Raw genomic sequence first — 23,971 nt, forward strand, 5'->3', positions numbered from 1 at the left:
GGTCGCGGTTGGCGGCGTAGACCAGATGCACCGCTGACCATCGTGGTCGGCTCCGCGGTCCACTTCTTCCCGAGGTCGTAGTGGACCGCCACCGTGTGGATGCCGGCCCGGACTGACGCGCCGGTCCGGCGGGGAGACGACACCGGCGCGGGCCCGCTGCCGACCGGCTCACGGCGGTGTTCAGAAACTGAACACTTCACGATGCTTGATTCATCCCACTATGGCTTGCATCACATCAGGTTGTAGCCAGGAGGTTTCGATGACGGTCGTCTCCGAGTTCCCGATCCGGGCGGACGTTCGGGCGGTACTCAGCGGTCGAAAGCAGCTGCTGATCGACGGCGAATGGACCGATGCCGAATCGGGTCGGACGTTCGCGACGCACAATCCCGCCGACGGCAGTGTGCTGGCGGAGGTGGCCCACGGCGAGGCGGCCGACGTGGACCGCGCCGTCCGCGCCGCCCGCAGTGCCTTCGACAACGGGCCATGGCAGTGGATGAAACCCAATGAGCGCGAACGGCTGCTGTGGCGGGTCGGCGATCTTCTCTCCGAACGCGCGGAGCAGTTCGGCGAACTCGAGGCGCTGGACAACGGCAAATCCGCTGCGGTCGCCACCGTCGTCGACACCGCGTGGGCGGCCGACGTCTTCCGTTACTACGCGGGCTGGGCGACCAAGATTGTGGGCAGCACGGTGGATGTGTCAATGCCGTTCGCGCCGCCCGGCAGCCGGTTCCACGCATACACCCTGCGCGAGCCGGTCGGCGTCTGCGGGTTGATCGTGCCGTGGAACTTCCCGCTGTTGATGGCGGCCTGGAAGCTGGCTCCCGCCTTGGCTGCCGGAAATACGGTGGTGCTCAAGCCCGCCGAGCAGACTCCGCTGACCGCGTTGCTGCTGGGAGAGGTGTTCCAGGAGGCCGGATTCCCGCCCGGCGTGGTCAATATCGTGACCGGATTCGGCGATGCCGGCGCCGCCCTGGCCGCGCACGACGACGTCGACAAGGTCGCCTTCACCGGATCCACGGAGGTCGGCAAGCTGGTCGTCGACGCTGCCAAGGGCAATCTGAAGAAGGTGTCGCTGGAGCTGGGCGGCAAGAGCCCCAATGTGGTGTTCGCCGACGCGGATTTCGAGGCCGCGGTTACCGGCTCACTCAACGCCTGGCTGTTCAATCACGGACAGTGCTGTGTCGCGGGGACGCGACTGTATGTGGAGGACAAGATCTTCGGCGATTTCACCAGCGCGGTGGCCGAGGCCGCCTCGCGGGTGAAGATCGGCCCCGGCTTGGACCCGTCCACCGAGCTGGGCCCGCTGGTATCGCAGGAGCAGTTCGACCGCGTCACCGCCTATCTGCAGGCCGGTCTCGCGGACGGTGCGAAGGCGCTGACCGGTGGAGGCCGGCACGGCGACACCGGATACTTCGTGCAGCCGACCGTATTCGTCGATGTGCGGCCCGAATTCAGCATCGTGCGCGAGGAGATCTTCGGCCCGGTCGTGGCGGCTCTGCCGTTCGACGCCGACGAAGGGATCGCGGCGGCCGCGAAACAGGCCAACGATTCGATCTACGGCCTGGCCGCGGGCATCTGGACCCGTGACATCTCCAAGGCGCACCGGGTGGCCCGTGAGCTGAAAGCCGGCTCGGTGTGGATCAACCACTACAACGGCTTCGACACCGCGATGCCCTTCGGTGGTTACAAGCAGTCCGGCTGGGGCCGTGAACTCGGTCCGGACGGGCTGGATCTGTATCTGCAGACCAAGTCGGTCAACGTCGCCCTCTGATTCCAGCGCAGGAGAACTTTCGTGAAGACAACAGCAGCAGTACTCGTCGAGCCCGGCAAACCCTTCGAACTGATGGAGCTCGACCTGGACGGGCCCGGCCCCGGCGAGGTCCTGATCCGCTACACCGCCGCCGGACTGTGCCATTCCGACCTGCATCTCACCGACGGCGATCTGCCGCCGCGCTATCCGATCGTCGGCGGGCACGAGGGCTCGGGAATCATCGAGGAGGTGGGTCCCGGCGTCACCAAGGTCGCTCCCGGTGACCACGTGGTGTGCAGTTTCATTCCCAACTGCGGCACCTGCCGGTACTGCTCGACCGGCCGGCAGAACCTGTGCGATATGGGCGCGACCATCCTGGACGGCTGTATGCCCGACGGGACGTTCCGATTCCATTCCGGCGGAGTGGATTTCGGCGCGATGTGCATGCTGGGCACGTTCTCCGAGCGGGCGACGATCTCTCAGCATTCGGTGGTGAAGGTCGACGACTGGCTGTCCCTCGAGACCGCGGTGGTCGTGGGCTGCGGGGTGCCGACGGGGTGGGGCAGCGCCGTCTACTCGGGCAATGTGCGCGCCGGTGACATCACGGTGATCTACGGCATCGGCGGCCTGGGCATCAATTCGGTGCAGGGCGCCGTCCACGCCGGGGCCAAGTACGTCGTGGTGGTCGACCCGGTCGGCTTCAAACGCGAGACGGCGCTGAAAATGGGTGCCACCCATGCCTTTTCGACGGCCGAGGAGGCGGCCGAGAAGGTCGCCGAACTGTCCTGGGGGCAGGGCGCCGACCAGGCGATCATCACCGTCGGCACGGTGACCGAGGAGGTCGTGTCGGCCGCCTTCGGCATCATCGGCAAAGGTGGGACCGTGGTCGTCACGGGCCTGGCCGATCCGGCCAAGCTCACCGTCCACGTCTCCGGCGCCGAGCTGACGCTGAACGAGAAGACCATCAAGGGCACCCTGTTCGGATCCGCCAACCCGCAGTACGACATCGTGCGGCTGCTGCGGCTCTACGACAGCGGTCAGTTGAAGCTCGACGAGCTGATCACCACGCGATATTCGCTCGAAGGCATCAATCAGGGCTATCAAGACCTGCGCGACGGCAAGAATATCCGTGGTGTGGTGATCCACGCCGGATCGTAGGTCCGCCCCCGCGGCCGCCGCCACCGTGGCGGCCGCGGTCCCCGCTCGAGACCGCGGGACGGCCGGCGAACCGCGACCGACGTGGGTTTTCACGGCAGACAGGAGGTAGCACCCGAATGGCGACATCGCAGTGTGGCGATGCGACGGACTCGGCGCCGCGCCGGGAGATCGAGTTGTCGTGGCGGCGCTCGAAGCTGTCCGGCGTGCCACCAGAGTTCGACGGATTCCCCGATCTGCCCGCGGTGGAGGTCGATCCGCGCAGTCGGCTGCTCGAGGCCGCGCGGCCGGTTCTCGATCAGATGGCGCTCGCCCTCGCCGACACCGCCTACAGCCTGCTGCTCGCGGATCGCGAGTGCCGGCTGGTCTACCGGTGGTTCGGCGATCCGCGCTTCGAACAGGCGCTGGACACCCTGGGCATCCGGAGCGGGACCAGCCTCGCCGAGGACACCTTCGGCACCAATGCGCTGGGTACCGCGCTCGAAACCCGCCGCGGCATCGCCGTCAACGGCTCCGAGCATTACATCGAGCGCTTCAAGGGATTCACCTGCTACGGTCACCCGGTCTTGCATCCGGTCACCCGCCGCCTGGTCGGCGCATTGGACATCACCAGCACCAATACCCACGCCGATCCGCTGCTCGGCCCGTTTCTGCAGCGGGCGGCACAGGATATCGAACAGCGGCTGTTGGATCAGGCCAAGGCGTCCGAACGTGCGCTGCTGGCCGCGTTCCAGACCGTTTCCCGGCAGCGGCGCGCCATCGCCGCGGTCGGTGACGACATCGTGCTGACCAACAAGAGCGCGGTGGATCTGCTCGGCCCGTCCGACTACGCGCTGTTGCGTCTGCTGGCGGAGCGGACCGCCGCACATCCGCGCGTCACCGAGGTTCGGCTCGCGTCCGGTGCGGCGGTACGCATCCATCTGTCCCAGGCGCCCGGCGCCGACACCGGCATGCTGTTCCACTTCGAACCCATCGAGGAGGCCGCGACCGTGACGAGGACGCGGGCGGGCACCACCGGGCAGCGGGCGCTGGAAGCCACGACGGCGGGACCGGTTCTGATCGTCGGCGAACGGGGGTCCGGCCGCAGTAGCGAGGCTCGGCGGATGGCGCGCGGCGAAGACGTGGAATTCCATCAGTGCGCGGACGTCGCGGCGGACGGCGCCCAGCACTGGATCGACAGCCTGCGGGAGAACTTGTCCGGCCCCGGCGGCACCGTCTGCATCGAGGGGGTCGATCTCCTGCCGGAGCCGGTGGTCGACCAATTGATCGATGCGATCGACGCAGCCCGCGGCCGCAGAGTGCTGCTGACCTCGCTACCGCTGCGCGATACCCACGGCGCGCATGCCGCGCTGGCGGCCCGGTGTGTGCAGCGGGTGGACGTGGCGCCGCTGCACGAGCGCGTCGCCGAACTGCCCGCGATCACGAAAACCCTGCTGCACGAACTCGATCCGTCCGCCGATGTGCGGTTGCTGCCGAGCGTGATCGAACTGCTCGCCACCCACCCGTGGCCCGGCAACCTGCACGAACTCAAGGCCGTCCTGGCGCACGTGCTGCGGCATCGCCATCGCGGTGACGTGACGGTAGCCGACCTGCCGGACCGTTACCGTGTGTCTTCGCGGGCCCGCCGCCTGTCCGGTCGCGAGCGCGCCGAGCGCGATGCCATCGTCGAGGCGCTGCGCCGCAATCAGGGCAACAAGCTCAAGACGGCACACGAACTCGGCATCAGCCGCACCACGCTGTACGCCCGGCTCAAGGCGCTGCGAATCACCGATGGCCGAACGTCGCTCGGCCGTCCCGCGTGCCGATAACGCGGGACGGCGTGCGGGACTGCGGACACCGAAACCCTTGCGGCACAGCCTGTTCCGGCCGCCGGGACCGGATTACTTGCGTGCGACGGCCGCGTAGGCGGACACCTGCGCGTCCATCTTCTTCGCGGGTGCGACACCGTCGGGGCGCCAGCGGTGCGGTACCTCGACACCCGGTTCGATCAGCTCCATGCCGTCGAAGAAGCGCGCGAACTCGTCGCGGCTGCGGACCTGGCATGGCAGGCCGCTGCGGCGGTAGATGTCGACCACGGTCGCTATCGCCGTAGGATCGAAGTCCGGGGTGACATGCGTCATCACCAGGTACGAGCCGGGCACGAACCGCTTCATCAGCGTCTCGATGATTCCGTAGGCGCCGTGCTCGTCGGGGACGAAATGCATCAGCGCGTTGAGGCTGACCGCGACCGGCTGGGTCAGATCCAGCGTCTCGTGCAGCCCCGGGGCGTCGAGAATCGCTTCGGGAGTGGTGACGTCGGCGGAGATGTAGTTGGTGCGTCCCTCCGGGGAGCTGATCATCAACGCCCGGGCGTGGACGAGCACGATCGGATCGTTGTCGACGTAGACGACTCGTGCGTCGGGGGCGACCTGCTGGGCCACCTGATGCAGATTCGGCTCGGTGGGGATCCCCGTTCCGATATCGAGGAATTGACGAATCCCCGCGTTCGCCAGGAACCGTGTGACGCGGTGGATGAACGCCCGGTTCTGCTGCGCGGCCACCCGCACTCCGGGCCAGGTCGCCACGACCTTCTCGGCCGCTTCCGCATCCGCGCTGTAGTGGTCCTGGCCGCCGAGGTAGTAGTCGTACATGCGGGCAGTGTGGGGCTGGTTCTGTCGCAGGTCGACAGGGGAGCCGGATTCCACGTCGCAGTCCTTTCCGAGACGAAGCGGCAACGGCGATATGCGGAGTGCCGCGTCGAACGTGTTGCGGGCAACGGGAATCGGCGACCGGGGCCGATTCCCGTACGCGGCGAGAGTCTACCCGGCCCCTCGGCACGAATCCGGTACTCCGGCGATCTTGTGGCCCGACTCGTCGATCATCTGGAGTCGAGGTCCTCCGAGGACAAGGCGCCCGCTGCCGTGGATCGATCCGATTCGGGCCTTCCGGCCCTCCGGCCGGGACCTTCGGCGCTCCCGATCCGCCGGCCCCGCGACGAGGCTGGAACGCGAACCGGCGACGAATACCGACTGTGCGGTGAACAGAGGCTCCACATGACCATCGGCGACAACATGACGATCGACCGGGCGGGCCTGGATCGGCTCGTCACCGTTCTGGTCGAGCACGGATACCGGGTTATCGGTCCGCAGGTTCGCGATGGCGCGATAGTCCTCGACGAGCTCGATTCGGGCGCCCGGCTGCCCGGGGGCTGGGGCGTGCACACCGAGCCGGGGCGCTATCGGCTGTTCCGGCGTGACGACGAAGCCGTCTTCTCGCATTCGGCCGGCCCGGGGTCGTGGAAACAATTCCTCCAGCCGCCCCATCGACGGATCGCCCGGCTCGATGCGGATCTGAATTCCGAACCGGTGCAGGAGGTTCCGACGCCGACCGCATTCCTCGGCGTGCGCGGCTGCGATATGGCCGCGATCGGCGTGCTCGGGCAGGTGCTCGGCGGCGGCGCGCATCCCGACCCGGCGTTCGCGGCGCGGCGCCGGGAGCTGTTCATCATCGGCGTGAACTGCACCGAGCCCGGCGGCGTGTGCTTCTGCGCATCGATGCACACCGGCCCGGACGTGTCCTCCGGCTACGACCTCGCCCTCACCGAACGCATCGACCACACCGGGCACCGGTTCCTCGTCGACGTGGGCACCGAGGCGGGTGCGCGCATCGCCGCCGAACTGGTCGGTGAACCGAGTTCGGAGGCAGAGATTTCGGCGGCACGAGCCGAGGTCGCGGCGGCGGCGGGCCGGATGGGTCGCAGCATGCCGGACGTCGATCTCCGCGACATGCTTCGCCGCACCCACGAGTCACCCCATTGGCAGGACGTCGCGAGCCGCTGCTTCACCTGCGCCAACTGCACCATGGTCTGTCCCACCTGCTTTTGCACCACCACCGAGGACGTCACCGATCTCACCGGCGCACATGCCGAGCGCTGGGAGCGCTGGGCCTCGTGTTTCGAACTCGACTTCTCCCATCTGCACGGCGGCAGTGTGCGGCAGTCGGGCGAGAGCCGGTACCGGCAGTGGCTCACCCACAAATTGAGTACCTGGTACGACCAATTCGGCAGTTCCGGCTGTGTGGGGTGTGGACGCTGCATCGCGTGGTGCCCGGCGGGTATCGATTTGACCGTCGAGGTCGCCCGCCTGGCCGAAACGGTCGACGGGGGCGACGATGACCACCGCTGAGGAGCTGGCCGCCTTCGCGCCGCTGGCCACGCTGGACCGCGGCAAACTCGACACGCTCGCGCGAGCCGGGCGAAACGTCGGCTATCCCGCCGGGCAGCGGTTGATCACGGAAGGCCGCCGGGCCGACCGGTGCTGGCTCCTCCGATCGGGATGTGTGGCTGTGGACGCGGCGCTTCCCGGCCGCGATCCGTTCGTGGTACAGACCCTGGGGCCCGGTGATCTGCTCGGATGGTCATGGCTGGTGCCGCCGTACCGCTGGCACTTCGGCGCCGTCACCACCGAGCCCGTGCAGGCGATCGAATTCGACGCGGCCCGCCTGGCCGACATCGCCGATGCCGACCCGACGTTCGGCTACACGCTCACCCTGCTGCTCTTCGAGGCACTCGTGGAGCGGCTGCAGGCTACCCGGGCGAGGTTGTTGAACCTCTACCGCAATCCGGGCGAGGCGGCCACGACCGTCCCGCTGCGCCGGGGGGAGAGCGGAGGTGGGTGGTGAGCAGCGCGCCGGCCGCAGCCGTGGTGGCCGACCCGGACATCATGCTCCGTTATCGGGTGGTCGACCGCATCGCGCAGACCGCCGATACCGCGACCTTGGTCCTCGCCCCGATAGATGGTGCGGCACAACGGTTCCGGGCGGGCCAGTTCATGATGCTCTACCGATTCGGGGTGGGTGAGATCGCCATCTCGATCAGCGGCAACCCCTGTGCCCCGGGCGATCTGCTCGAGCACACCATCCGCTCGGTCGGCGCGGTGAGCGCCGCGCTGTACGACTCCCCGCCCGGTGCCGTGATCGGGGTGCGCGGGCCGTTCGGTACCGGGTGGGATCTCGATTCCGCCGTCGGCCGAGATCTGGTCGTCGTCGGCGGTGGAGTCGGTGTGGCGCCGCTGCGTTCGATCGTGCTGGAGGCGCTGGCGCGCCGCGCCGAATACGGCCGGATCGTGCTGATCACCGGCGCGCGAACCCCCGGTGAGATCCTCTTCCGGGACGATCAGCGCGCATGGCAGGCCGACGATCGGCTCGAGCTGTACCGGACCGTCGATCACCCGGCTCCCGGCTGGACCGGAAGGGTCGGTTTCGTCACCGAACCCCTCGGCGCGCTCGTCATCGATCCCGCGCGCACCACCGCGTTCCTGTGCGGGCCGGAACCGATGATGCGGTTCTGCGCGCGGACCCTGATGCGGCACGGTGTGGCCCGCGGCGACATCCGGCTGTCGATGGAGCGCAATATGCAGTGCGGCGTGGGCCGATGCGGCCACTGCCAGCTCGGGCCGCTCCTGATCTGCCGGGACGGTCCCGTCGTCGATTACGCGGTGGCCGAACCGCTGATGAGGGTGCAGGAGTTGTGATGGCCGTCCCGACGCTCGCGGTTTGGAAGTTCACCTCCTGCGACGGCTGCCAGCTCACCCTGCTGGACTGCGAGGACGAGCTGCTGACGCTCGCGGGCCGGATTCGGATCGCGCATTTCACCGAGGCGTCCAGTGCGGTCGAACCCGGGCCCTACGACGTGTCGCTGGTCGAGGGGTCGGTCTCCACGCCCGAAGAGGTTGATCGGATCGCCGAAATCCGTTCGCAGTCGCGAATTCTCGTCACGATCGGCGCCTGCGCGAGCCACGGCGGCATTCAGGCACTGCGCAACTTCGCCGATATCGGCGACTTCACCTCGATCGTGTACGCGAGCCCGGAGTACATCTCGACGCTGGACACCGTCACACCGATCGCCGCCCATGTGCGAGTGGACTACGAACTGCGCGGCTGCCCGATCGACCGCCGCCAGCTCCTCGACACGCTCTGTGCCCTGCTGGCCGGTCGCGCACCCGATCTGCCGGACACCAGTGTGTGCACCGAATGCAAGCGCCGTGGCAATACCTGCGTCATGGTCGCCGACGGCATACCGTGCCTCGGCCCGGTCACTCAGGCCGGCTGCGGAGCCCTGTGCCCGTCGTACCACCGCGGCTGCTACGGGTGCTTCGGGCCCATGGCACGCCCCAATATCGGTGCGCTGCTTCCGATTCTGCGTGTCAACGGCATGTCCTACGAAGATATCGATCGGGTGTTCGGCACATTCGCCGCCGCCGCACCGCCGTTCGCGGAGAGGGGGCAAGATGAGCCACCGCAGTAGGCGATTGACGGTGAGCTCGCTGGCTCGGGTGGAAGGGGAGGGAGCCCTGCGGGTCGTCGTCGAGGACGACAAGGTCACCCGCGCGGAACTGAACATCTACGAGCCACCACGATTCTTCGAAGCGTTCCTGCGCGGCAGGGCGTACACCGAGCCACCCGATATCACCGCGCGGATCTGTGGAATTTGCCCGGTGGCCTATCAGACCAGCGCGTGTAACGCACTCGAGCAGCTCTGCGGTATCCGCCTCGACGCGCCGCTGGCGGCGTTGCGACGGCTGATGTACTGCGGTGAGTGGATCTCCAGCCACGCCCTGCACATCTACCTGCTGCACCTGCCCGATTTCCTGGGCTATCCCGATGCCGTCGCGCTGGCCGCCGACCACCGGGAACTGGTGGAACACGGTCTGGCGGTGAAGAAGGCGGGCAACAGCCTGCTCGAACTTGTGGGAGGCCGCTCGATCCATCCGATCAATATCCGGGTCGGCGGCTTCTACGCGGTACCGGAACGGGCCCGGTTCGAGCCGGTCGCCGAACAGCTGCGTCGCGCGCGGGACTATGCCGCCGAGACCGCCGAATTCGCCGCAGGTTTCGAATTTCCCGACCTCGAACTCGACCACGACCTGCTGGCCGTCACCGCGCCGGACAGGTACGCCATCGAAGACGGCACCCTGCGCAGCGACAGCGGAACATCGTTCACCGCAGCCGATTTCGGTGCGCACGTCGTCGAAGGGCAGGTGCCGCATTCCACGGCGTTGCATGCCCGCTTGGACGGCCGGCGATACCTGGCCGGCCCACTGGCCCGCTACAGTCTCAACTCCGCGCACCTGTCACCGCTGGCCCGCGAGGTCGCGGCGGCCGCGGGCCTGCGCGAGCGGTGCCGTAACCCCTTCCGCAGCATCCTCGTTCGCGCCGTCGAACTCGTCTACGCCCTCGATGAAGCGCTCCGGCTGATCGGTGACTACGAGCGACCCGCGCGACCGGCGGTCGCCGCGCGGCCACGTGCCGGTGTCGGCCACGGCGTCAGCGAAGCTCCCCGCGGGGTGCTCTACCACCGATACGAAACCGACGACACCGGAGTCGTCAGCGCGGCCACCATCATTCCGCCCACTTCGCAGAACCAGGCCGCGATCGAGGACGACCTGCGCCGGGTGGTCGAGGCCAACCTCGGACTGGACGATGTGGCACTCACCCACCTGTGTGAACGCACGATCCGCAACTACGACCCGTGCATCTCCTGCTCGGCGCACTTCCTCGAGCTCGACCTGGTGCGCCGATGACCGGACCGCGGGCCGTGGTGATCGGTGTCGGGAACGACTACCGGCACGACGACGGCATCGGCCCCGCCGTGGCCCGCCGCCTCGACTCGCTGCGCATCCCTGCCGTCAGGGTGGCGCAGTGTGACGGCGAACCTACCGGCCTTCTCGACCTCTGGGCCGGTGTCGAGCTCGCGGTGGTCGTGGACGCGGTCCGCCGCGATCCCTCGGCCCCCGGGCGGGTGTCGCGCACCACTGTCGAGGCCCTGCGCGGGTGCCCTCGCGCCGCCGGCTCGCATGCGCTGGGCATTGCGGACGCGCTGCCGCTCGCACGAGTCCTGGGCCGGGCCCCGGCCGAACTCGTCGTCGTCGCGGTCGAGGCGCAGCGCCTCGATCCGGGCGTCGGCCTGTCCGGCCCGGTGGCGGCGGCAGTGCCGGACGCCGTCGCGGCCGTGCTGAGCGAACTCGCGCGCCTCGGGCTGCGCCCGGCCGGAGCAGGGCTGCCAGACTGACCGTGCGTCGTGTCGGTCCGGATCCGGTGAGGGCCTCGGCATACGAGGCGCCGAGGAGAAGGTCGGTCCGGCTCCAGCGTGGTACGACCTGTTCCCGCTCACCCCTGACACCTGGGGATTCTTCCTGGGCGACGTCTGTGGCAAAGGCGCCGACGCCGCGGTGGTGACGTCCTCGGCGCGATACACGATGCGCGCCGCGGCGGTCTACGTCCCGGACCCACTGGCCGTGCTGGCACACCTATACACGGTGTTTTGCCGTGAATTCCACACCGGCACACCACGTTTCCGCACCGTGGTCTATGGCTCCGCGCGGCCGGCTCCCACCGGCCCCACACTCACCGTCGCCGCCGGTGGGCATCCGCCACCGGTGCTGATCCGGGCCGAGGGCACGACCGAGTCGCTCGAGACCCCGGGCGGCATGCTGGTCGGGGCACTTCCGGATGCGGTATTCGCCGGCCGCGCAGTACATCTCGCACCCGGCGATACCGTACTGCTCTACAGCGACGGCCTCACCGAGGCCCGTGTCCGTGGTCGCGAACGCCTCGGTGAGGAACGTCTTCGCGAATTCATCGATGCCCTCGGCCCGGTGTCCGCGCCCGGGCTGATCGCCGCATTGACCGAGCTGCTCGCGGGATTCGACGGCGTCGACGACGACACCGCCCTGCTCGCGCTCGGCATTCCGCCCACCGCGGCTACCTACCGCTGAAAACCGGGAACCTGCTGGAGTCGCCGTAATCCTGGAACTGTTCCATGTTCCGCAGCACGCGCATGTCGTCGTCGGAGATCACTCGAGGGCACGCCAGGCCTCCCGATTGCCTGCGGCCGGCTGTACCGCCACCGGGATCGGCGCGGGTCCACGGCCGCGTCACGTTCACCACGACGGCCTCGCGGCTCAGCGATTTCACAGCATGGTCGTGGAACGCTGGCGCGCGTTCGTCCGTCCGAAAGAAAGTCCTTCGATGTCGACTCTCAATGGGCTACCCGCTCATATTCTTCTGGTCCATTTCGTGGTGGTCCTGGCGCCGTTGACCGCCGTGCTCACCATCGCGTGTGCGCTGTGGCCCGCGGCGCGCCGGCGGTTCGTGTGGCTGAACCTGGCGCTGGCGGTGGTGGTCCTCGTCCTGACTCCGATCACCACCGAGGCCGGTGAATGGCTCGAGCACCGGGTCGGTGCCAATCCCGATCTGCGCACCCACACCCACCTCGGCGACACGTTCGTCTACTTCGCCGCCGCGTCGGTCGTCGCGGCGGCCCTGATCGCGGTGGTTCATGTGCGTGCGGGCCGTGAGCGTGGGCTCTCCCGCCTGCTGGTGGGCGCGGTGGCGGTCGTCGCGATCGCCGCGAGCGTGGCCGCGTCCGTGCAGATCTACCGCATCGGCGAATCCGGGGCGGGTTCGGCCTGGCACGGGGTGGCGTCGCGGTGAAAGGCCCCGCACATCGCCGCGAACCTGTTCTAATCGGGGTGCGCGGGCGGGAGCCCGGACCGTGACATGGTCCTCGGTGAGGTCGGACAGGGCTGGGCGTCGACGCTGGAAACCCTTGCCCAGCAACGACGCTGAACCAGCAGGACTGCGAAGTCGTCCTCCACGAACTCGACATCCCGAGCTGGGTGATCGGCGGCGGGACCTTGGAAATCCAGCTCAACACCATCGCCACCGTGGTCCTGGGCTTGCCGCGGAAATAGTGGGGGTGCTCAGTTGCGGACGAAGGTGATGGGCAGGCCGTCCTTGGGATAGGGGAGGGAGTGGTAGTCCAGTGGCGCGACGTAGGCGGGGTCCACCCGCCAGTAGTAGTCGCGCAGCAGGCGATGCATGATCGACTTCACTTCCAGCCCACCGAAATGCATGCCGACGCATTTGTGCGCGCCGCCGCCGAAGGGCTCCCATGCGAAACGATGGGATTTGTCCTCGCGGCGTTCGGGGCCGAAGCGGTCGGGATCGAAGGTGTGCGGGTCGGTCCAGTACTGCGGCATCAGATGGGTGAACTGGATTCCGATGACCACATCGGTGCCGGCCGGGATGCGAACCCCTTGGATCACAGTGTCTTTCACCGCGTAGCGGACCAGGACCGGAACCGGGGCGCGCAGTCGCAGCGCCTCGCGCATGACCAGATCGATGGACTCCAGCCGCTCGAGTTCGGCCATCGACGGTGCGGGGCCGAGCGCCGCTGCCTCACCGCGGCAACGCTGCTGCCATTCCGGGTGCTGTCCGAGATATTGCAGGATCGTGGAGGTGGTGATGGTGGAGGTGTCGTGGGCGGCCATCATCAGGAAGATCATGTGGTTGATCACGTCGTCGTCGCTGAACCGGGCGCCGTCCTCGTCTTCGATGTGGCACAGCACCGAGAAGATGTCGTCGGTCTGCTCGGCGCGTTTCGCGGGCAGATAGTGCCGCAGAAAGTCTTCGAGCACTCGCCGGCCGCGATAGGCCCTGCCCCAGCGGGTGAACGGCACGTTGCCGCGCACGATTCCGGCCGCGGCCTGCACACACGCGATGAACGCCTTGTTGATCCGGTCCATCTCGGCCGGTGAGGTGTCCGCGGCGCCACCCATGAACAGGTCGGCGGCGATATCGAGGGTGAGCTGCTTGAGTTTCCGGTACGCCGGGAAGGATTCGCTCTCGCCCCAGTGCGCGACACCCTGTTCGATCGCCGGATGCAGGCGCTCGGTGTATGCCTGCAGGCGGGGGCGGGTGAAGGCCTGCTGCATGATTCGCCGATGCCGCTTGTGCTCGTCGAAATCGATGAGCATGAGCCCGCCGTGGAAGAACGGGCCGACCAGCCGCGACCAGGCCGGTTCGTTGGCCAGTGCCCCGTCCTTGTTCAGCAGCGCCTCGCCGCACGCGTCGGGGCCGAGCAACAGGGCCGCGGTCCGGCCGAGTGAATACATCGGAGCGACCGGCCCGTAATGATCCCATTCCCGCTGGAACAGAGCCAGCGGGTCCTGGGCGTATTGCAGCAGTTGCCCGAGTACGGGGTAGCCGCGGTCCTCCCGCCGCTGAGTCGGGATGGGCCTGGTCCGCACGGCGTCGGCCGTCATCGCACACCTCGTCTCTGTGATGCCGCTCACATGACAGCCTGATTCAGGAAGGACGTCCTGTCAACCTTAGTGCGGAACTCGCGTGGCATGCTGGGGCCATGGCCGTGCAATCAGGGGTCTATCGCGGAGCGACCGCCGCCGAACGGGCCACCGAACGCCGGTCGCGCCTGCTGGACGCGGGGCTCACGGTGTGGGCCGAGGCGGGGACTCGGACGACGATGACCGCGGTGTGCGCCGAGGCGGGACTCAGTGAGCGCTACTTCTACGAGAGTTTCGCCGGACTCGACGCTCTGCTCGAGGCCGTGCTGAACGAGATCGCCGTCGACATCGAGGACACCAGCCGCAGTGCCGCCGACGCCGCCGGAGGCGATCCGGAAGCCCGCATGCGGGCATCGATCGGCGCGTTCGTGCGGCTGCTGGTCGAGGATCCGCGCAAGGGCCGGGTCGCGATCGTCGAGTCGGTGGCGTTTCCGCACTTGCGCAGGCGGCGTACGGAATTGCTGCGGCACCTGGCGCACGAGTCGGCCCTCGAAGTACGCACCTGGCTCGGCGATAACGGTCGCAGCCGGGCCGCCGACGAAACCGCCGGTCTGTTGTTCATCGGCGGTATGGCCGAACTGGTCACCGCCTGGCTCGACGGTGCCATCGAGGTGACGGCCGACGAGATCGTCGAGGCCGCGTGCCGGGCACTGCGCGGTCTCTACCGCTGAATGCCGGTGGTGAGGATAGCGGCGAGTTCGCGGTAGGCGTCGGCGTCGTCGAGGCCGGTCTCGGTGCGGACGCCGCCCTGCTGGATTCGGACCATCATGGTCGCGGCGAGGTCGGCGGCGAAAGCGGCGTGTACTTCCCGGAATTCGCCGTCGTATCCGAACGGTGTTTTCGCCACGCTCGGCGAGGCAGGGTTGCTGAGTCTGCCGTATCCGCAGGAGTGGGGCGGTGGCGGCCAGCCCTACGAGGTGTATCTGCAGGTGCTCGAGGAAATCGCGGCGCGGTGGGCGGCGGTGGCGGTCGCGGTGAGCGTGCACAGCCTCGCCTGCCATCCGCTGATGGCGTTCGGGACCGAGGAACAGCGGCGCCGCTGGCTACCGGAGATGCTCGGCGGCGCCACGATCGGCGCCTACAGCCTGTCCGAGCCGCAAGCGGGATCGGATGCCGCCGCGGTGACGTGCAAGGCCGTGCCGGCGGATGGCGGTTATCGGCTCAACGGCACCAAGGCGTGGATCACCCACGGTGGGATCGCCGATTTCTACAGCGTGTTCGCCCGTACCGGTGAAGGGTCGCGCGGGATCTCGTGTTTCCTGGTGCCGAAAGACCTCGAGGGTCTGAGTTTCGGCAAGCCCGAGGAAAAGATGGGCCTGCACGCGGTGCCGACCACGACCGCGCATTACGACGACGCGTACCTGCCCGCGCAGCGGCGGATCGGCGCCGAGGGGCAAGGTCTGCAAATCGCTTTCAGCGCATTGGATTCCGGGCGTCTCGGGATCGCCGCGGTGGCGACGGGATTGGCGCAGGCCGCCCTCGACGAGGCCGTCGGCTATGCGAAAGAGCGCAGCACCTTCGGCCGCAAGATCATCGATCATCAGGGGCTGGGGTTCCTGCTCGCCGATATGGCCGCCGCCGTCGACTCGGCCCGTGCCACCTACCTCGACGCCGCGCGCCGTCGCGATGCCGGACTGCCCTACTCGCGGCAGGCCTCGGTCGCCAAGCTCGTCGCCACCGACGCCGCGATGAAGGTGACCACCGACGCGGTGCAGGTCTTCGGTTGCTACGGCTATACCCGCGACTTCCGCGTCGAGCGGTATATGCGGGAAGCCAAGATCACGCAGATCTTCGAGGGCACCAATCAGATTCAGCGTCTGCTCATCAGCCGCTCACTCGCGAAGTAGCCGCCCGCCACGGCCTCGGTGGGCGCTATCGGCCGCTGACGAACTGCCAGATGACGGTGGTGGCGTCGAATTGACGGCTGACCTTGCCGACAACGGCTTACCCATCGCACAACCGTAAACCGGATCCGCCGCACCGCCGGCCGCGTGACGCTGAGGATCTTCTGAAAGCCGCAGCGACGGCAGGACGTAACGCGACGCGGCGCCGAGGTCCCGCCGTACTGCACCGCCATGAGGGAGGCCCGGTCATCGGTGCGGTGGCGGCCGCGTATTCGCCGCCCGTGCCCGGAGCGGACCGCTGAATGAGTCCTGGTAGAGCGGGTTGTGCGAGGAAGTTGCCGGAGTACGCTGAGTGAATCGGCCTTCGATGAATCGGCGTATCGATGAATCGAGAGAACTCATGCACGAGCTGGCAATCGCGCAGGCGATCGTGAGCGGCGCCTGTGAGCACGCTGCCGGGCGGCGGGTGTACCGCGTGACCGTTTCGATCGGGACGCTCTGCGCGGTGGTTCCGGATTCCCTGCACTTCTGTTTCGGCCTCGCGGCCGAAGGCACCCTCGCCGAGGGCGCCGAACTCGTCGTCGAGGAAATTCCCGCCCGGGCGCGCTGCCGCACCTGCGGCGCCGAATTCGGTCTACCCGATCCGATCCCGCTGTGCGCCTGCGGCAGCGCCGACGTCGACATCCGCGCCGGGCGGGAGCTGCGAATCCGCTCCATGGAGGTGAGTGACACATGTGCGCAACCTGCGGATGCGGCGGCGACGACACCCAGGCGGTGATCACCGGCCCGCACGAGCACGACCACACGCACGACCACGACCACACGCACGACCACAACCACAGTCACGGAAACGGGGACGCGCACGAGCACTCCCACCGGCCCGAGTTCGGCGACCAGCCGACCGAGACGGTGACACTGGAGCAGAAGGTCCTGGCCAAGAACGACCGACTGGCCCAAGACAATCGGCGCTGGCTGGCCGAGCGGGACATCCTCGCGCTGAACCTCACCAGTTCGCCGGGTGCGGGCAAGACGACGCTGCTGGAACGCACCATCCGCGAATGCCCCGGTACGCCGATCGCCGTCGTCGAGGGCGATCAGGAGACGCTGCTGGACGCGCGGCGAATCGAGTCCACCGGCTGCCCGGTGGTGCAGATCAACACCGGCGCCGGGTGTCATCTCGACGCGCAGATGACCCGTGGCGCGCTCGCATCGCTGGACCCGGTGCGAGGCAGCGTGGTCTTCATCGAGAACGTCGGCAATCTGGTGTGCCCGGCTCTGTTCGATCTCGGCGAGCGTGCGAAGGTCGTGATCGTCTCGGTGACCGAGGGAACCGATAAACCGTTGAAGTATCCGCACATGTTCGCCGCGGCCGGACTGGTGCTGATCAACAAGATCGACCTGCTGCCCTATGTCGATTTCGATCTCGACGCCTGCACGCGCTACATCCACGCGATCAACTCCGGTGTCGAGGTCTTCCCGGTGTCGGCGACCACCGGCGCGGGCCTGGCCGGCTGGTACGAGTGGCTGGCCGGACAGCGAGGATCGGTAACGGCCGCACCCATTGAGGTTCATTTCTCGCGAGACTAAGCTCGGTGTGGTCTGTATCACAGATTGAGACGGCTTCGAGCCGGATCGGCCAGCCCCCGCCCGGCTCGGGAAGGCGGCGTTCATGCCCACCCAAGAAGCAGTTCGGGCCGAAGAAACGCTGATACACGTCCTGTGGATCAACGCGGGCCTCAGTTGTGACGGTGATTCGGTGGCGTTGACTGCCGCCACCCAGCCCAGTGTCGAGGAAATCGCTCTCGGAGCACTCCCCGGCCTGCCCAAGATCGCCGTACATTGGCCGCTGATCGATTTCGAATGCGGTCCCAACGGGGGAGCCGACGACTTCCTCGAATGGTTTTTCAAGGCCGATCGCGGCGAACTCGAACCCTTCGTTCTGGTGGTCGAAGGATCGATCCCGAACGAACAATTACACGGCGACGGCTATTGGTGCGGTTTCGGCAACAACCCGGAGACCAACCAGCCGATGACCACCAGTGAATGGCTCGACCGGCTGGCGCCCAAGGCCACCGCGGTGGTGGCCGTCGGCACCTGTGCCACCTACGGCGGCATTCACGCGATGGCCGGTAATCCCACCGGAGCGATGGGAGTTCCGGATTATCTCGGCTGGGACTGGAAGTCCAAGGCCGATATTCCGATCGTCTGTGTGCCCGGATGCCCGATCCAGCCGGACAATCTCTCCGAGACCCTGACCTATCTGCTGTACATGGCCACCGGCCAGGCGCCGATGATTCCGCTCGACGAGGCGCTGCGCCCGAAGTGGTTGTTCGGTGCGACCGTGCACGAGGGCTGCGATCGCGCCGGATACTACGAGCAGGGTGATTTCGCCGATGAGTACGGCTCGCCGAAGTGCATCGTGAAATTGGGGTGCTGGGGACCGGTCGTGAAATGCAATGTGCCCAAACGCGGCTGGCTCAACGGCGTCGGCGGGTGCCCGAACGTCGGCGGTATCTGCATCGGCTGCACCATGCCGGGATTCCCGGACAAATTCATGCCGTTCATGGACGAACCACCCGGCGGGAAACTCTCGTCCTCCGCATCGGGGCTGTACGGAACGGTGATCCGCAGTCTGCGTCACATCACCGGCCGCACAGTCGACAAGGAGCCGCACTGGCGGCACAAGGGGGAGAAACTCGATACGGGCGCGACTCGCACCTGGTAGGAGGATCTCGCGATGACACAGATCATCCCGGAGGCGTCGCACAAGAAGATCGAGCCGGATTCACTCGTCGAAATGGCGTGGGACCCGATCACCCGGATCGTGGGCAGCCTCGGTATCTACACGAAGATCGATTTCGAAAATCGCGAAGTGGTCGAATGTCACAGCACGTCGTCCATCTTCCGCGGCTATTCGATATTCATGCGCGGTAAGGATCCGCGCGACGCGCACTTCATCACCAGCCGCATCTGCGGAATCTGCGGTGACAACCACGCCACCTGTTCGTGCTACTGCCAGAACATGGCCTACGGCGTGAAGCCGCCGCACCTGGGCGAGTGGATCGTCAATCTCGGCGAGGCCGCGGAATACATGTTCGACCACAACATCTTCCAGGAGAATCTGGTCGGGGTGGACTTCTGCGAGAAGATGGTCGCCGAGACCAATCCGAGTGTCCTCGACGCCGCCCGCAAGACCGAGGCGCCTCATGCCGCGATGCACGGCTACCGCACCGTCGGCGACATCATGGAATCGCTCAACCCCTTCACCGGGGAGTTCTACCGCGAGGCACTGCAGGTGAGCCGGTATACGCGAGAGATGTTCTGCCTCATGGAAGGCCGGCACGTGCATCCCTCGACGCTGTATCCCGGCGGCGTCGGCACGGTCGCCACCGTGCAGTTGATGACCGACTACATGTCGCGGCTGATGCGCTACGTCGAGTTCATGAAGAAGGTCGTGCCGATGCACGACGACCTGTTCGACTTCTTCTACACCGCGGTGCCCGGATACGAGAAGGTCGGGCTGCGGCGCACCCTGCTGGGATGCTGGGGTTCGTTCCAGGATCCGGAAGCCTGCAACTTCGAGTACAAGGATATGGAGGACTGGGGCCGGCGGATGTTCGTGACGCCGGGTGTGGTGGTCGACGGCAAACTCGTCACCACCTCGCTGGTCGACATCAATCTCGGGATCCGAATCCTTTTGGGCAGTTCGTATTACGACGACTGGACCGATCAGGAGATGTTCGTGAAGAGCGATCCACTGGGCAATCCGGTGGACCGGCGCCATCCGTGGAATCAGCACACCAATCCGAAGCCGCAGAAACGTGACCTCGACGACAAGTACAGCTGGGTGATGTCACCACGCTGGTTCGACGGCAAGGACCATCTGGCCCTCGACACCGGCGGCGGCCCGCTGGCGCGGTTGTGGTCGACGGCGCTGGCCGGGCTGGTCGACATCGGCTATGTCCGCTCGACCGGGCACAGCGTGCAGATCAACCTGCCCAAGACCGCCTTGAAGGGGCCGGTGGAACTCGAGTGGAAGATTCCGGAGTACGGGAGCAACACCATCGAACGCGATCGTGCGCGCACCTACTTCCAGGCCTACGCGGCGGCATGCGCACTGCATTTCGCCGAGCAGGCGCTCGCGGAGATCCGCGCCGGGCGAACCAAGACGTGGGAGCACTTCGACGTGCCCGATGAGGGGATCGGCTGCGGTTTCACCGAGGCCGTGCGCGGGGTGCTGTCGCATCACATGGTGATCCGCGACGGCAAGATCGCGAACTACCACCCCTATCCGCCGACGCCGTGGAATGCCAACCCGCGCGACAGCTTCGGCACGCCGGGGCCTTACGAGGACGCGGTGCAGGGACAGCCGATCTTCGAGGAGAACGACCGCGAGCACTTCAAGGGCATCGACATCATGCGCACGGTGCGCAGCTTCGATCCCTGCCTGCCCTGCGGCGTGCACATGTACCTCGGCAAGGGCACGACCCTGGACATGGTGCATTCACCCGCTCAGATATCGACCGCCGAATAGCCGGATATCCGGTCCCAGCCGCAGAAGGAGGCGATATCCACGGTTCCCGACGACGAGTCCGCCACGACGGTCGACGACGACCGGTGGCGAAGCGCGGGCGATCGCATCGAGACCCTGCTCGATGCCAGTTCCGCGGGGGGCGCGGCGGCCCGGGAGCGGGCCGAGGCGCTGGTCGGCGAGGTGGTCGATCTGTACGGCGCCGGGCTGCGGCGCATCCTGGCTCGCCTGGACGAGGCCGCGGTGCGACGGCTGGTGGCCGACGACCTGGTCGCGAGCCTGCTGCTGGTGCACGGGCTGCATCCGCACGATGTGCGGACCCGGGTCGCCACCGCGCTCGATAGTGTGCGGCCGTATCTGGGATCCCACGGCGGCGATGTGCGGCTGCTCGAGGTCACCGGCGACGGAGTGGTCCGGCTGGAGCTGACTGGGAGCTGCCGTAGTTGCCCCTCGTCGTCGGTGACACTGGAACTGGCCGTCGAGGACGCCGTGCGCGCGGCCGCGCCGGAGATCACCGCGATCGATGTGGTCACCGCCGAGGCGACCGCCGATGCGGCGGTGATCGCACCGGACACGCTGTTCTCGCACGTGCGGACCGGTGGAAACTGGGTCGGCGCACCGGAATTGGCGCAGCTGTCCATCAATGAGGTCGGCGGGTTCGCGCTGGCCGGACTGCCGGTGCTCGCCTGCCGGGTAGGCGACGAGATCTACGTCTACCGCGATCACTGCCCGGCCTGTGATCGGTCGCTGGCCGGTGCGGCGCTGCACCGTGGCGTCCACGGGGGTCCGGTGCTGCGCTGTCCCGGTTGCCGCGCCCATTTCGACGTGGTCCACGCCGGCGCGCGGCTGGACGGCGCCGGACATCTCGAACCGCTGCCGGTGCTGGTACGCGACGGCGAACTGTCGGTGGCGGTTCCGGTGGGGGTGGGCGGATGAATCCGACCGTGCGGGCACTGCGCCGCCTCGCCACCGAACGCCGGCCGGCGCCGGCGGCGGGGGAGCGCTGCGAGATGTGCGCCGAACCGATCGCCGGAGAACATCAGCACGTCGTCGACACCGAGAGCCGGCGCATGTTGTGCGTGTGCCGGGGCTGCTATCTGCTGTTCACCGAGCGTGGCGCGGCCCTGCGCTACCGGGCGGTCCCGCGACGGTATGTCTCGTACCCGGATTTCCGGATGAGCCTGCCGGAATGGGACGGCCTCGAGATCCCTGTCGGCCTGGCCTTCTTCTTCCGCAGCTCGTCGGCCGGGCGCACCGTCGCGTTCTATCCGGGACCGGCTGGGGCCACCGAATCCGAACTGCCCCTGGACAATTGGAAGGCAGTGATGGAGCGGCACCCGGAGTTCGGCGATCTCGCCGACGATGTCGAGGCCCTGCTGATCCAGATCCCCGACGGTGACGCCGCCGCACGCTGCCTGCTGCTGCCGATCGACGCCTGCTACGAGTTCGTGGGCCGGATCCGCCTGCTGTGGCGCGGTTTCGACGGCGGCGCGGACGTGCGCGACTACGTGACGGAGTTCTTCGCCACGATGACCGCGCGAGCGCGGCCCTTCGACGCGGGACATGCGGGGGAGCCGGTATGAGCCCCGCCTACGCCACCACGTTCGCGGTGCTCGGGATGAAGCCCGAGCCCTACGCGGTCACTCCGATCCTGTCCGCACGGATCGGCATCGCCTCGGTCGGTGACGAACCCGTTCACGCCATCGCGCTGCGCGCCCAGGTGCGCATCGAACCGAATCGCCGGACCTATACCGATGCCGAGAGCGCGGGACTGCTGGACCTGTTCGGTCCGCGCGAACGCTGGGACCACACCCAGCGCTCGTTCCTGTGGATGCACTGCGCCACAACGGTTCCCGGGTTCACCGGCGGCGCCGAGGTGGATCTGCCGATGCCCTGCACCTACGACTTCGAGGTCGCCGGATCGAAATATCTGCACTCGTTGCGCGAGGGCAGCGTGCCGCTGCTGTTCCTGTTCAGCGGCACGGTCTTCATCCGCGGCAGCCACGGATTCGCGGTGCAGCAGATCCCGTGGGACCGCGAGGACCGCTACGAGCTGCCGGTCTCGGTCTGGCGCGAGCTGATGGCGGCGCAGTTCCCGGCCACCGGCTGGCTGCGCCTGCACGAGGACACCCTGGCAGCATTGGCCGCCTACAAGGGCGAGCACGGGATGCTGGGATTCGACGAGACGGTCGGGCGGCTGCTCGCCGGTGCGCAGGAGTCGGCGTGAGTACCGCGGAATCGAGCCGAGCCCGGGCCCGCGCGGTTGCCGACGCGGTTCTCTACGAGGGCTACCTGCTGTACCCGTACCGCGCCGACGCACGAAAGAACCGCTGTCGGTGGCAATTCGGCGTGCTCGGACCGCCCCACGCGCACGCGGACGGACTGGGCGAGGATTGCGAGCTCACCGGGGAGATGGTGGTGGACCCCGGCGCCGACCCGACCGTGCGGTTCACGATCCGATTCCTGCAGCTGCAACACCGCGGTGTGCGCGACGCGGCCGGTGCGGTGCTTGCGGACACCACGGTCGCGGGTCGGACCTGGCCGGATTGGGACGAGGCGGTCGAACGGGAGGTCGCCGTGGGGCCGATCACCCCGGTCTCGACCACGGTGCCGTTCGACTTCCCGGGCGGCGCCGAGACCGAACCTCTCGACGACCAGGCGACGTTGCCGGGCGGTGCGATCGTGCGCACCCGGTGGCCGCTGCGCGGCGAATTCGCCCTGAATGTCGTTGCGGAGCACGGATATCTGCGCCTGCGCGCGACCGTGCGCAATACCGGCGAACCCGCCGCCGACAAGCGCGATGCTCTCGTCCGGTCGCTGGTCGGTGCGCATGTGATCGCGGAGGTCGCCGATGCGCGGTTCGTCTCGCTGCTGGAACCGCCGCCGGAGGCCGAGGCCGTGGTCGCGCGCTGCACTCAGCGCCGCTGCTTCCCGGTGCTCGCCGGACCGCGCGGTGATCACAGCCTGATGCTGGTCTCGCCGATCATCCTCTACGACCATCCCGAAATCGCCGAGCAGAGCCAGGAATCGCTCTACGACGCCACCGAGATCGATGAGATCCTGACGCTACGCGTCATGGCCATGACCGACGAGGAGAAGGCCGCCGCACGGGCCACCGATCCGCGCGCGGCCCGCATCGTCGAGAGCTGTGACGCGATGACCGCCGAGCAGATGGCCCGCCTGCACGGTGTGCTGCGCGACCCGCACGACGGAGCGGACCGGCTGGTGCCGGAGATCCCGCCCGGGACGGACTGGTGGGATCCCGCCGCCGACGGTGCGGTGCGGCCCGACTCGGATGCGGTGCCCATCGCCGGGACGCTGGTCCGCAAGGGTAGCCGGGTCCGGCTGCACCCGTCCCGGCGCGCCGACATCCACGACATGTTCTTCGACGGCAGGGACGCGCGGGTCACCTCGGTGCACGCCGACGTCGACGGGCGCACTCACGTCGGTGTGGTCATCGCCGACGATCCCGGAGCCGATCTGCACGAATGGTACGGGCGCTACCTGTATTTCGATCCCGACGAACTGGAGCCACTGGACGGACCGGGCGAATAGCGCGGTCGGAGGA

General features: G+C 67.8%; 22 protein-coding genes and 2 pseudogenes. 21 read left to right on the top strand and 3 right to left on the bottom strand.

The genetic code is table 11. The features are described from left to right. The first annotated feature begins 259 nt into the window (after nucleotides 1-259). The 3 genes from C5E41_RS16405 to C5E41_RS16415 all read left to right on the top strand — a co-directional run bounded on the left by C5E41_RS16405 (nucleotide 260) and on the right by C5E41_RS16415 (nucleotide 4,713). Nucleotides 260-1,771 carry an aldehyde dehydrogenase family protein gene (locus C5E41_RS16405; protein WP_104376704.1) on the top strand — a complete coding sequence of 504 codons (1,512 nt, stop codon included), beginning with the start codon at nucleotides 260-262 and terminating at the stop codon, nucleotides 1,769-1,771. Nucleotides 1,772-1,792: 21 nt separating this feature from the next. Continuing rightward, nucleotides 1,793-2,908, top strand: coding sequence for an NDMA-dependent alcohol dehydrogenase (locus tag C5E41_RS16410; RefSeq protein ID WP_104376705.1), 1,116 nt, complete (start codon nucleotides 1,793-1,795; stop codon nucleotides 2,906-2,908). 116 nt (nucleotides 2,909-3,024) lie between these two features. Next, the gene (locus C5E41_RS16415) at nucleotides 3,025-4,713 is read left to right on the top strand and encodes a sigma-54-dependent Fis family transcriptional regulator (protein WP_104376706.1); all 1,689 of its coding nucleotides are present in this window, start codon (nucleotides 3,025-3,027) and stop codon (nucleotides 4,711-4,713) included. Between the two features lie 72 nt (nucleotides 4,714-4,785). Here C5E41_RS16415 and C5E41_RS16420 read toward each other — a convergent pair whose 3' ends face one another. Next, complete coding sequence (locus C5E41_RS16420) at nucleotides 4,786-5,589, bottom strand: SAM-dependent methyltransferase (protein WP_258081019.1); 804 nt, start codon at nucleotides 5,587-5,589, stop codon at nucleotides 4,786-4,788. A gap of 348 nt (nucleotides 5,590-5,937) precedes the next feature. On the opposite strand from C5E41_RS16420, the gene C5E41_RS16425 reads away from it, so the two are divergent. From C5E41_RS16425 to C5E41_RS16460, 8 genes are all read left to right on the top strand, one after another. Further along, a complete protein-coding gene (locus C5E41_RS16425) occupies nucleotides 5,938-7,068 on the top strand; it encodes a 4Fe-4S dicluster domain-containing protein (RefSeq protein ID WP_104376818.1) in 1,131 nt (376 codons plus the stop codon). After that, complete coding sequence (locus C5E41_RS16430; RefSeq protein ID WP_104376708.1) at nucleotides 7,055-7,564, top strand: Crp/Fnr family transcriptional regulator; 510 nt, start codon at nucleotides 7,055-7,057, stop codon at nucleotides 7,562-7,564. Before C5E41_RS16425 ends, C5E41_RS16430 begins: the two co-directional genes overlap by 14 nt. A 41-nt stretch (nucleotides 7,565-7,605) precedes the next feature. Further along, nucleotides 7,606-8,415 (top strand): FAD/NAD(P)-binding protein, encoded by an 810-nt coding sequence (locus C5E41_RS16435; RefSeq protein WP_104376819.1) that lies wholly within the window; start codon nucleotides 7,606-7,608, stop codon nucleotides 8,413-8,415. Then, on the top strand, nucleotides 8,415-9,188 hold the full coding sequence (locus C5E41_RS16440) for an oxidoreductase (protein ID WP_104376709.1): 774 nt from the start codon (nucleotides 8,415-8,417) through the stop codon (nucleotides 9,186-9,188). Before C5E41_RS16435 ends, C5E41_RS16440 begins: the two co-directional genes overlap by 1 nt. Then, nucleotides 9,172-10,464, top strand: a complete 1,293-nt coding sequence (locus C5E41_RS16445) for a Ni/Fe hydrogenase subunit alpha (RefSeq protein ID WP_104376710.1) — start codon at nucleotides 9,172-9,174, stop codon at nucleotides 10,462-10,464. The genes C5E41_RS16440 and C5E41_RS16445 overlap by 17 nt, the downstream gene beginning before the upstream one ends. Continuing rightward, nucleotides 10,461-10,952, top strand: coding sequence for a hydrogenase maturation protease (locus C5E41_RS16450; RefSeq protein WP_104376711.1), 492 nt, complete (start codon nucleotides 10,461-10,463; stop codon nucleotides 10,950-10,952). Before C5E41_RS16445 ends, C5E41_RS16450 begins: the two co-directional genes overlap by 4 nt. An 88-nt stretch (nucleotides 10,953-11,040) precedes the next feature. Then, entirely contained in the window at nucleotides 11,041-11,658 is a 618-nt protein-coding gene (locus C5E41_RS16455) for a PP2C family protein-serine/threonine phosphatase (RefSeq protein ID WP_258081032.1), read from the top strand. Between the two features lie 253 nt (nucleotides 11,659-11,911). Continuing rightward, entirely contained in the window at nucleotides 11,912-12,376 is a 465-nt protein-coding gene (locus C5E41_RS16460) for a DUF2231 domain-containing protein (protein ID WP_104376713.1), read from the top strand. A gap of 269 nt (nucleotides 12,377-12,645) precedes the next feature. On the opposite strand, the gene C5E41_RS16470 is transcribed toward C5E41_RS16460, so the two are convergent. Further along, nucleotides 12,646-13,989: a cytochrome P450 gene (locus C5E41_RS16470; protein ID WP_104376714.1), complete on the bottom strand. Its 1,344-nt coding sequence runs from the start codon at nucleotides 13,987-13,989 to the stop codon at nucleotides 12,646-12,648. 98 nt (nucleotides 13,990-14,087) lie between these two features. Here C5E41_RS16470 and C5E41_RS16475 point away from each other — a divergent pair, with 98 nt between their 5' ends. Beyond that, nucleotides 14,088-14,699: a TetR/AcrR family transcriptional regulator gene (locus C5E41_RS16475; protein ID WP_104376715.1), complete on the top strand. Its 612-nt coding sequence runs from the start codon at nucleotides 14,088-14,090 to the stop codon at nucleotides 14,697-14,699. Here C5E41_RS16475 and C5E41_RS16480 read toward each other — a convergent pair. Next, a pseudogene (locus tag C5E41_RS16480) lies at nucleotides 14,690-14,848 on the bottom strand (TetR/AcrR family transcriptional regulator); the annotation flags it as partial. The gene C5E41_RS16475 and the pseudogene C5E41_RS16480 sit on opposite strands and share 10 nt — an antisense overlap. 1 nt (nucleotide 14,849) lies before the next feature. Between C5E41_RS16480 and C5E41_RS16485 the strand changes: the two are divergent. The 9 genes and pseudogenes from C5E41_RS16485 to C5E41_RS16525 all read left to right on the top strand — a co-directional run. Beyond that, nucleotides 14,850-15,875 (top strand): annotated as a pseudogene (locus C5E41_RS16485) (acyl-CoA dehydrogenase family protein); the annotation flags it as partial. A gap of 397 nt (nucleotides 15,876-16,272) precedes the next feature. Beyond that, on the top strand, nucleotides 16,273-16,650 hold the full coding sequence (hypA, locus tag C5E41_RS16490; RefSeq protein ID WP_104376717.1) for a hydrogenase maturation nickel metallochaperone HypA: 378 nt from the start codon (nucleotides 16,273-16,275) through the stop codon (nucleotides 16,648-16,650). Further along, entirely contained in the window at nucleotides 16,605-17,459 is an 855-nt protein-coding gene (gene hypB, locus C5E41_RS16495) for a hydrogenase nickel incorporation protein HypB (RefSeq protein ID WP_104376718.1), read from the top strand. The genes hypA and hypB overlap by 46 nt, the downstream gene beginning before the upstream one ends. An 82-nt stretch (nucleotides 17,460-17,541) precedes the next feature. Continuing rightward, nucleotides 17,542-18,597 carry a hydrogenase expression protein HypE gene (locus C5E41_RS16500; RefSeq protein WP_104376719.1) on the top strand — a complete coding sequence of 352 codons (1,056 nt, stop codon included), beginning with the start codon at nucleotides 17,542-17,544 and terminating at the stop codon, nucleotides 18,595-18,597. Between the two features lie 12 nt (nucleotides 18,598-18,609). After that, nucleotides 18,610-20,406, top strand: coding sequence for a nickel-dependent hydrogenase large subunit (locus C5E41_RS16505; RefSeq protein WP_104376720.1), 1,797 nt, complete (start codon nucleotides 18,610-18,612; stop codon nucleotides 20,404-20,406). A gap of 33 nt (nucleotides 20,407-20,439) precedes the next feature. Further along, entirely contained in the window at nucleotides 20,440-21,339 is a 900-nt protein-coding gene (locus tag C5E41_RS16510) for a NifU family protein (RefSeq protein WP_104376721.1), read from the top strand. After that, nucleotides 21,336-21,986 (top strand): DUF5947 family protein, encoded by a 651-nt coding sequence (locus tag C5E41_RS16515; RefSeq protein ID WP_104376722.1) that lies wholly within the window; start codon nucleotides 21,336-21,338, stop codon nucleotides 21,984-21,986. The genes C5E41_RS16510 and C5E41_RS16515 overlap by 4 nt, the downstream gene beginning before the upstream one ends. Continuing rightward, entirely contained in the window at nucleotides 21,983-22,630 is a 648-nt protein-coding gene (locus tag C5E41_RS16520; RefSeq protein ID WP_104376723.1) for a DUF6084 family protein, read from the top strand. The genes C5E41_RS16515 and C5E41_RS16520 overlap by 4 nt, the downstream gene beginning before the upstream one ends. Next, nucleotides 22,627-23,958, top strand: coding sequence for a hypothetical protein (locus C5E41_RS16525; RefSeq protein WP_104376724.1), 1,332 nt, complete (start codon nucleotides 22,627-22,629; stop codon nucleotides 23,956-23,958). Before C5E41_RS16520 ends, C5E41_RS16525 begins: the two co-directional genes overlap by 4 nt. The last annotated feature ends 13 nt before the right edge of the window (nucleotides 23,959-23,971 follow it).

This window comes from Nocardia nova (assembly GCF_002933465.1).
In the GTDB taxonomy this organism is placed as follows: domain Bacteria; phylum Actinomycetota; class Actinomycetes; order Mycobacteriales; family Mycobacteriaceae; genus Nocardia; species Nocardia nova_B.

What these genes read in the sequence shown, in the direction of transcription:
- C5E41_RS16430 (WP_104376708.1), top strand. Translation starts at nt 7,055, where the DNA reads ATGACCACCGCTGAGGAGCTGGCCGCCTTCGCGCCGCTGGCCACGCTG.
- C5E41_RS16435 (WP_104376819.1), top strand. Translation starts at nt 7,606, where the DNA reads ATGCTCCGTTATCGGGTGGTCGACCGCATCGCGCAGACCGCCGATACC.
- C5E41_RS16415 (WP_104376706.1), top strand. Translation starts at nt 3,025, where the DNA reads ATGGCGACATCGCAGTGTGGCGATGCGACGGACTCGGCGCCGCGCCGG.
- C5E41_RS16405 (WP_104376704.1), top strand. Translation starts at nt 260, where the DNA reads ATGACGGTCGTCTCCGAGTTCCCGATCCGGGCGGACGTTCGGGCGGTA.
- C5E41_RS16520 (WP_104376723.1), top strand. Translation starts at nt 21,983, where the DNA reads ATGAGCCCCGCCTACGCCACCACGTTCGCGGTGCTCGGGATGAAGCCC.
- C5E41_RS16440 (WP_104376709.1), top strand. Translation starts at nt 8,415, where the DNA reads ATGGCCGTCCCGACGCTCGCGGTTTGGAAGTTCACCTCCTGCGACGGC.
- C5E41_RS16445 (WP_104376710.1), top strand. Translation starts at nt 9,172, where the DNA reads ATGAGCCACCGCAGTAGGCGATTGACGGTGAGCTCGCTGGCTCGGGTG.
- C5E41_RS16500 (WP_104376719.1), top strand. Translation starts at nt 17,542, where the DNA reads ATGCCCACCCAAGAAGCAGTTCGGGCCGAAGAAACGCTGATACACGTC.
- hypA (WP_104376717.1), top strand. Translation starts at nt 16,273, where the DNA reads ATGCACGAGCTGGCAATCGCGCAGGCGATCGTGAGCGGCGCCTGTGAG.
- C5E41_RS16425 (WP_104376818.1), top strand. Translation starts at nt 5,938, where the DNA reads ATGACCATCGGCGACAACATGACGATCGACCGGGCGGGCCTGGATCGG.
- C5E41_RS16515 (WP_104376722.1), top strand. Translation starts at nt 21,336, where the DNA reads ATGAATCCGACCGTGCGGGCACTGCGCCGCCTCGCCACCGAACGCCGG.
- C5E41_RS16505 (WP_104376720.1), top strand. Translation starts at nt 18,610, where the DNA reads ATGACACAGATCATCCCGGAGGCGTCGCACAAGAAGATCGAGCCGGAT.
- C5E41_RS16450 (WP_104376711.1), top strand. Translation starts at nt 10,461, where the DNA reads ATGACCGGACCGCGGGCCGTGGTGATCGGTGTCGGGAACGACTACCGG.
- C5E41_RS16460 (WP_104376713.1), top strand. Translation starts at nt 11,912, where the DNA reads ATGTCGACTCTCAATGGGCTACCCGCTCATATTCTTCTGGTCCATTTC.
- hypB (WP_104376718.1), top strand. Translation starts at nt 16,605, where the DNA reads ATGTGCGCAACCTGCGGATGCGGCGGCGACGACACCCAGGCGGTGATC.
- C5E41_RS16470 (WP_104376714.1), bottom strand. Translation starts at nt 13,989, where the DNA reads ATGACGGCCGACGCCGTGCGGACCAGGCCCATCCCGACTCAGCGGCGG.
- C5E41_RS16475 (WP_104376715.1), top strand. Translation starts at nt 14,088, where the DNA reads ATGGCCGTGCAATCAGGGGTCTATCGCGGAGCGACCGCCGCCGAACGG.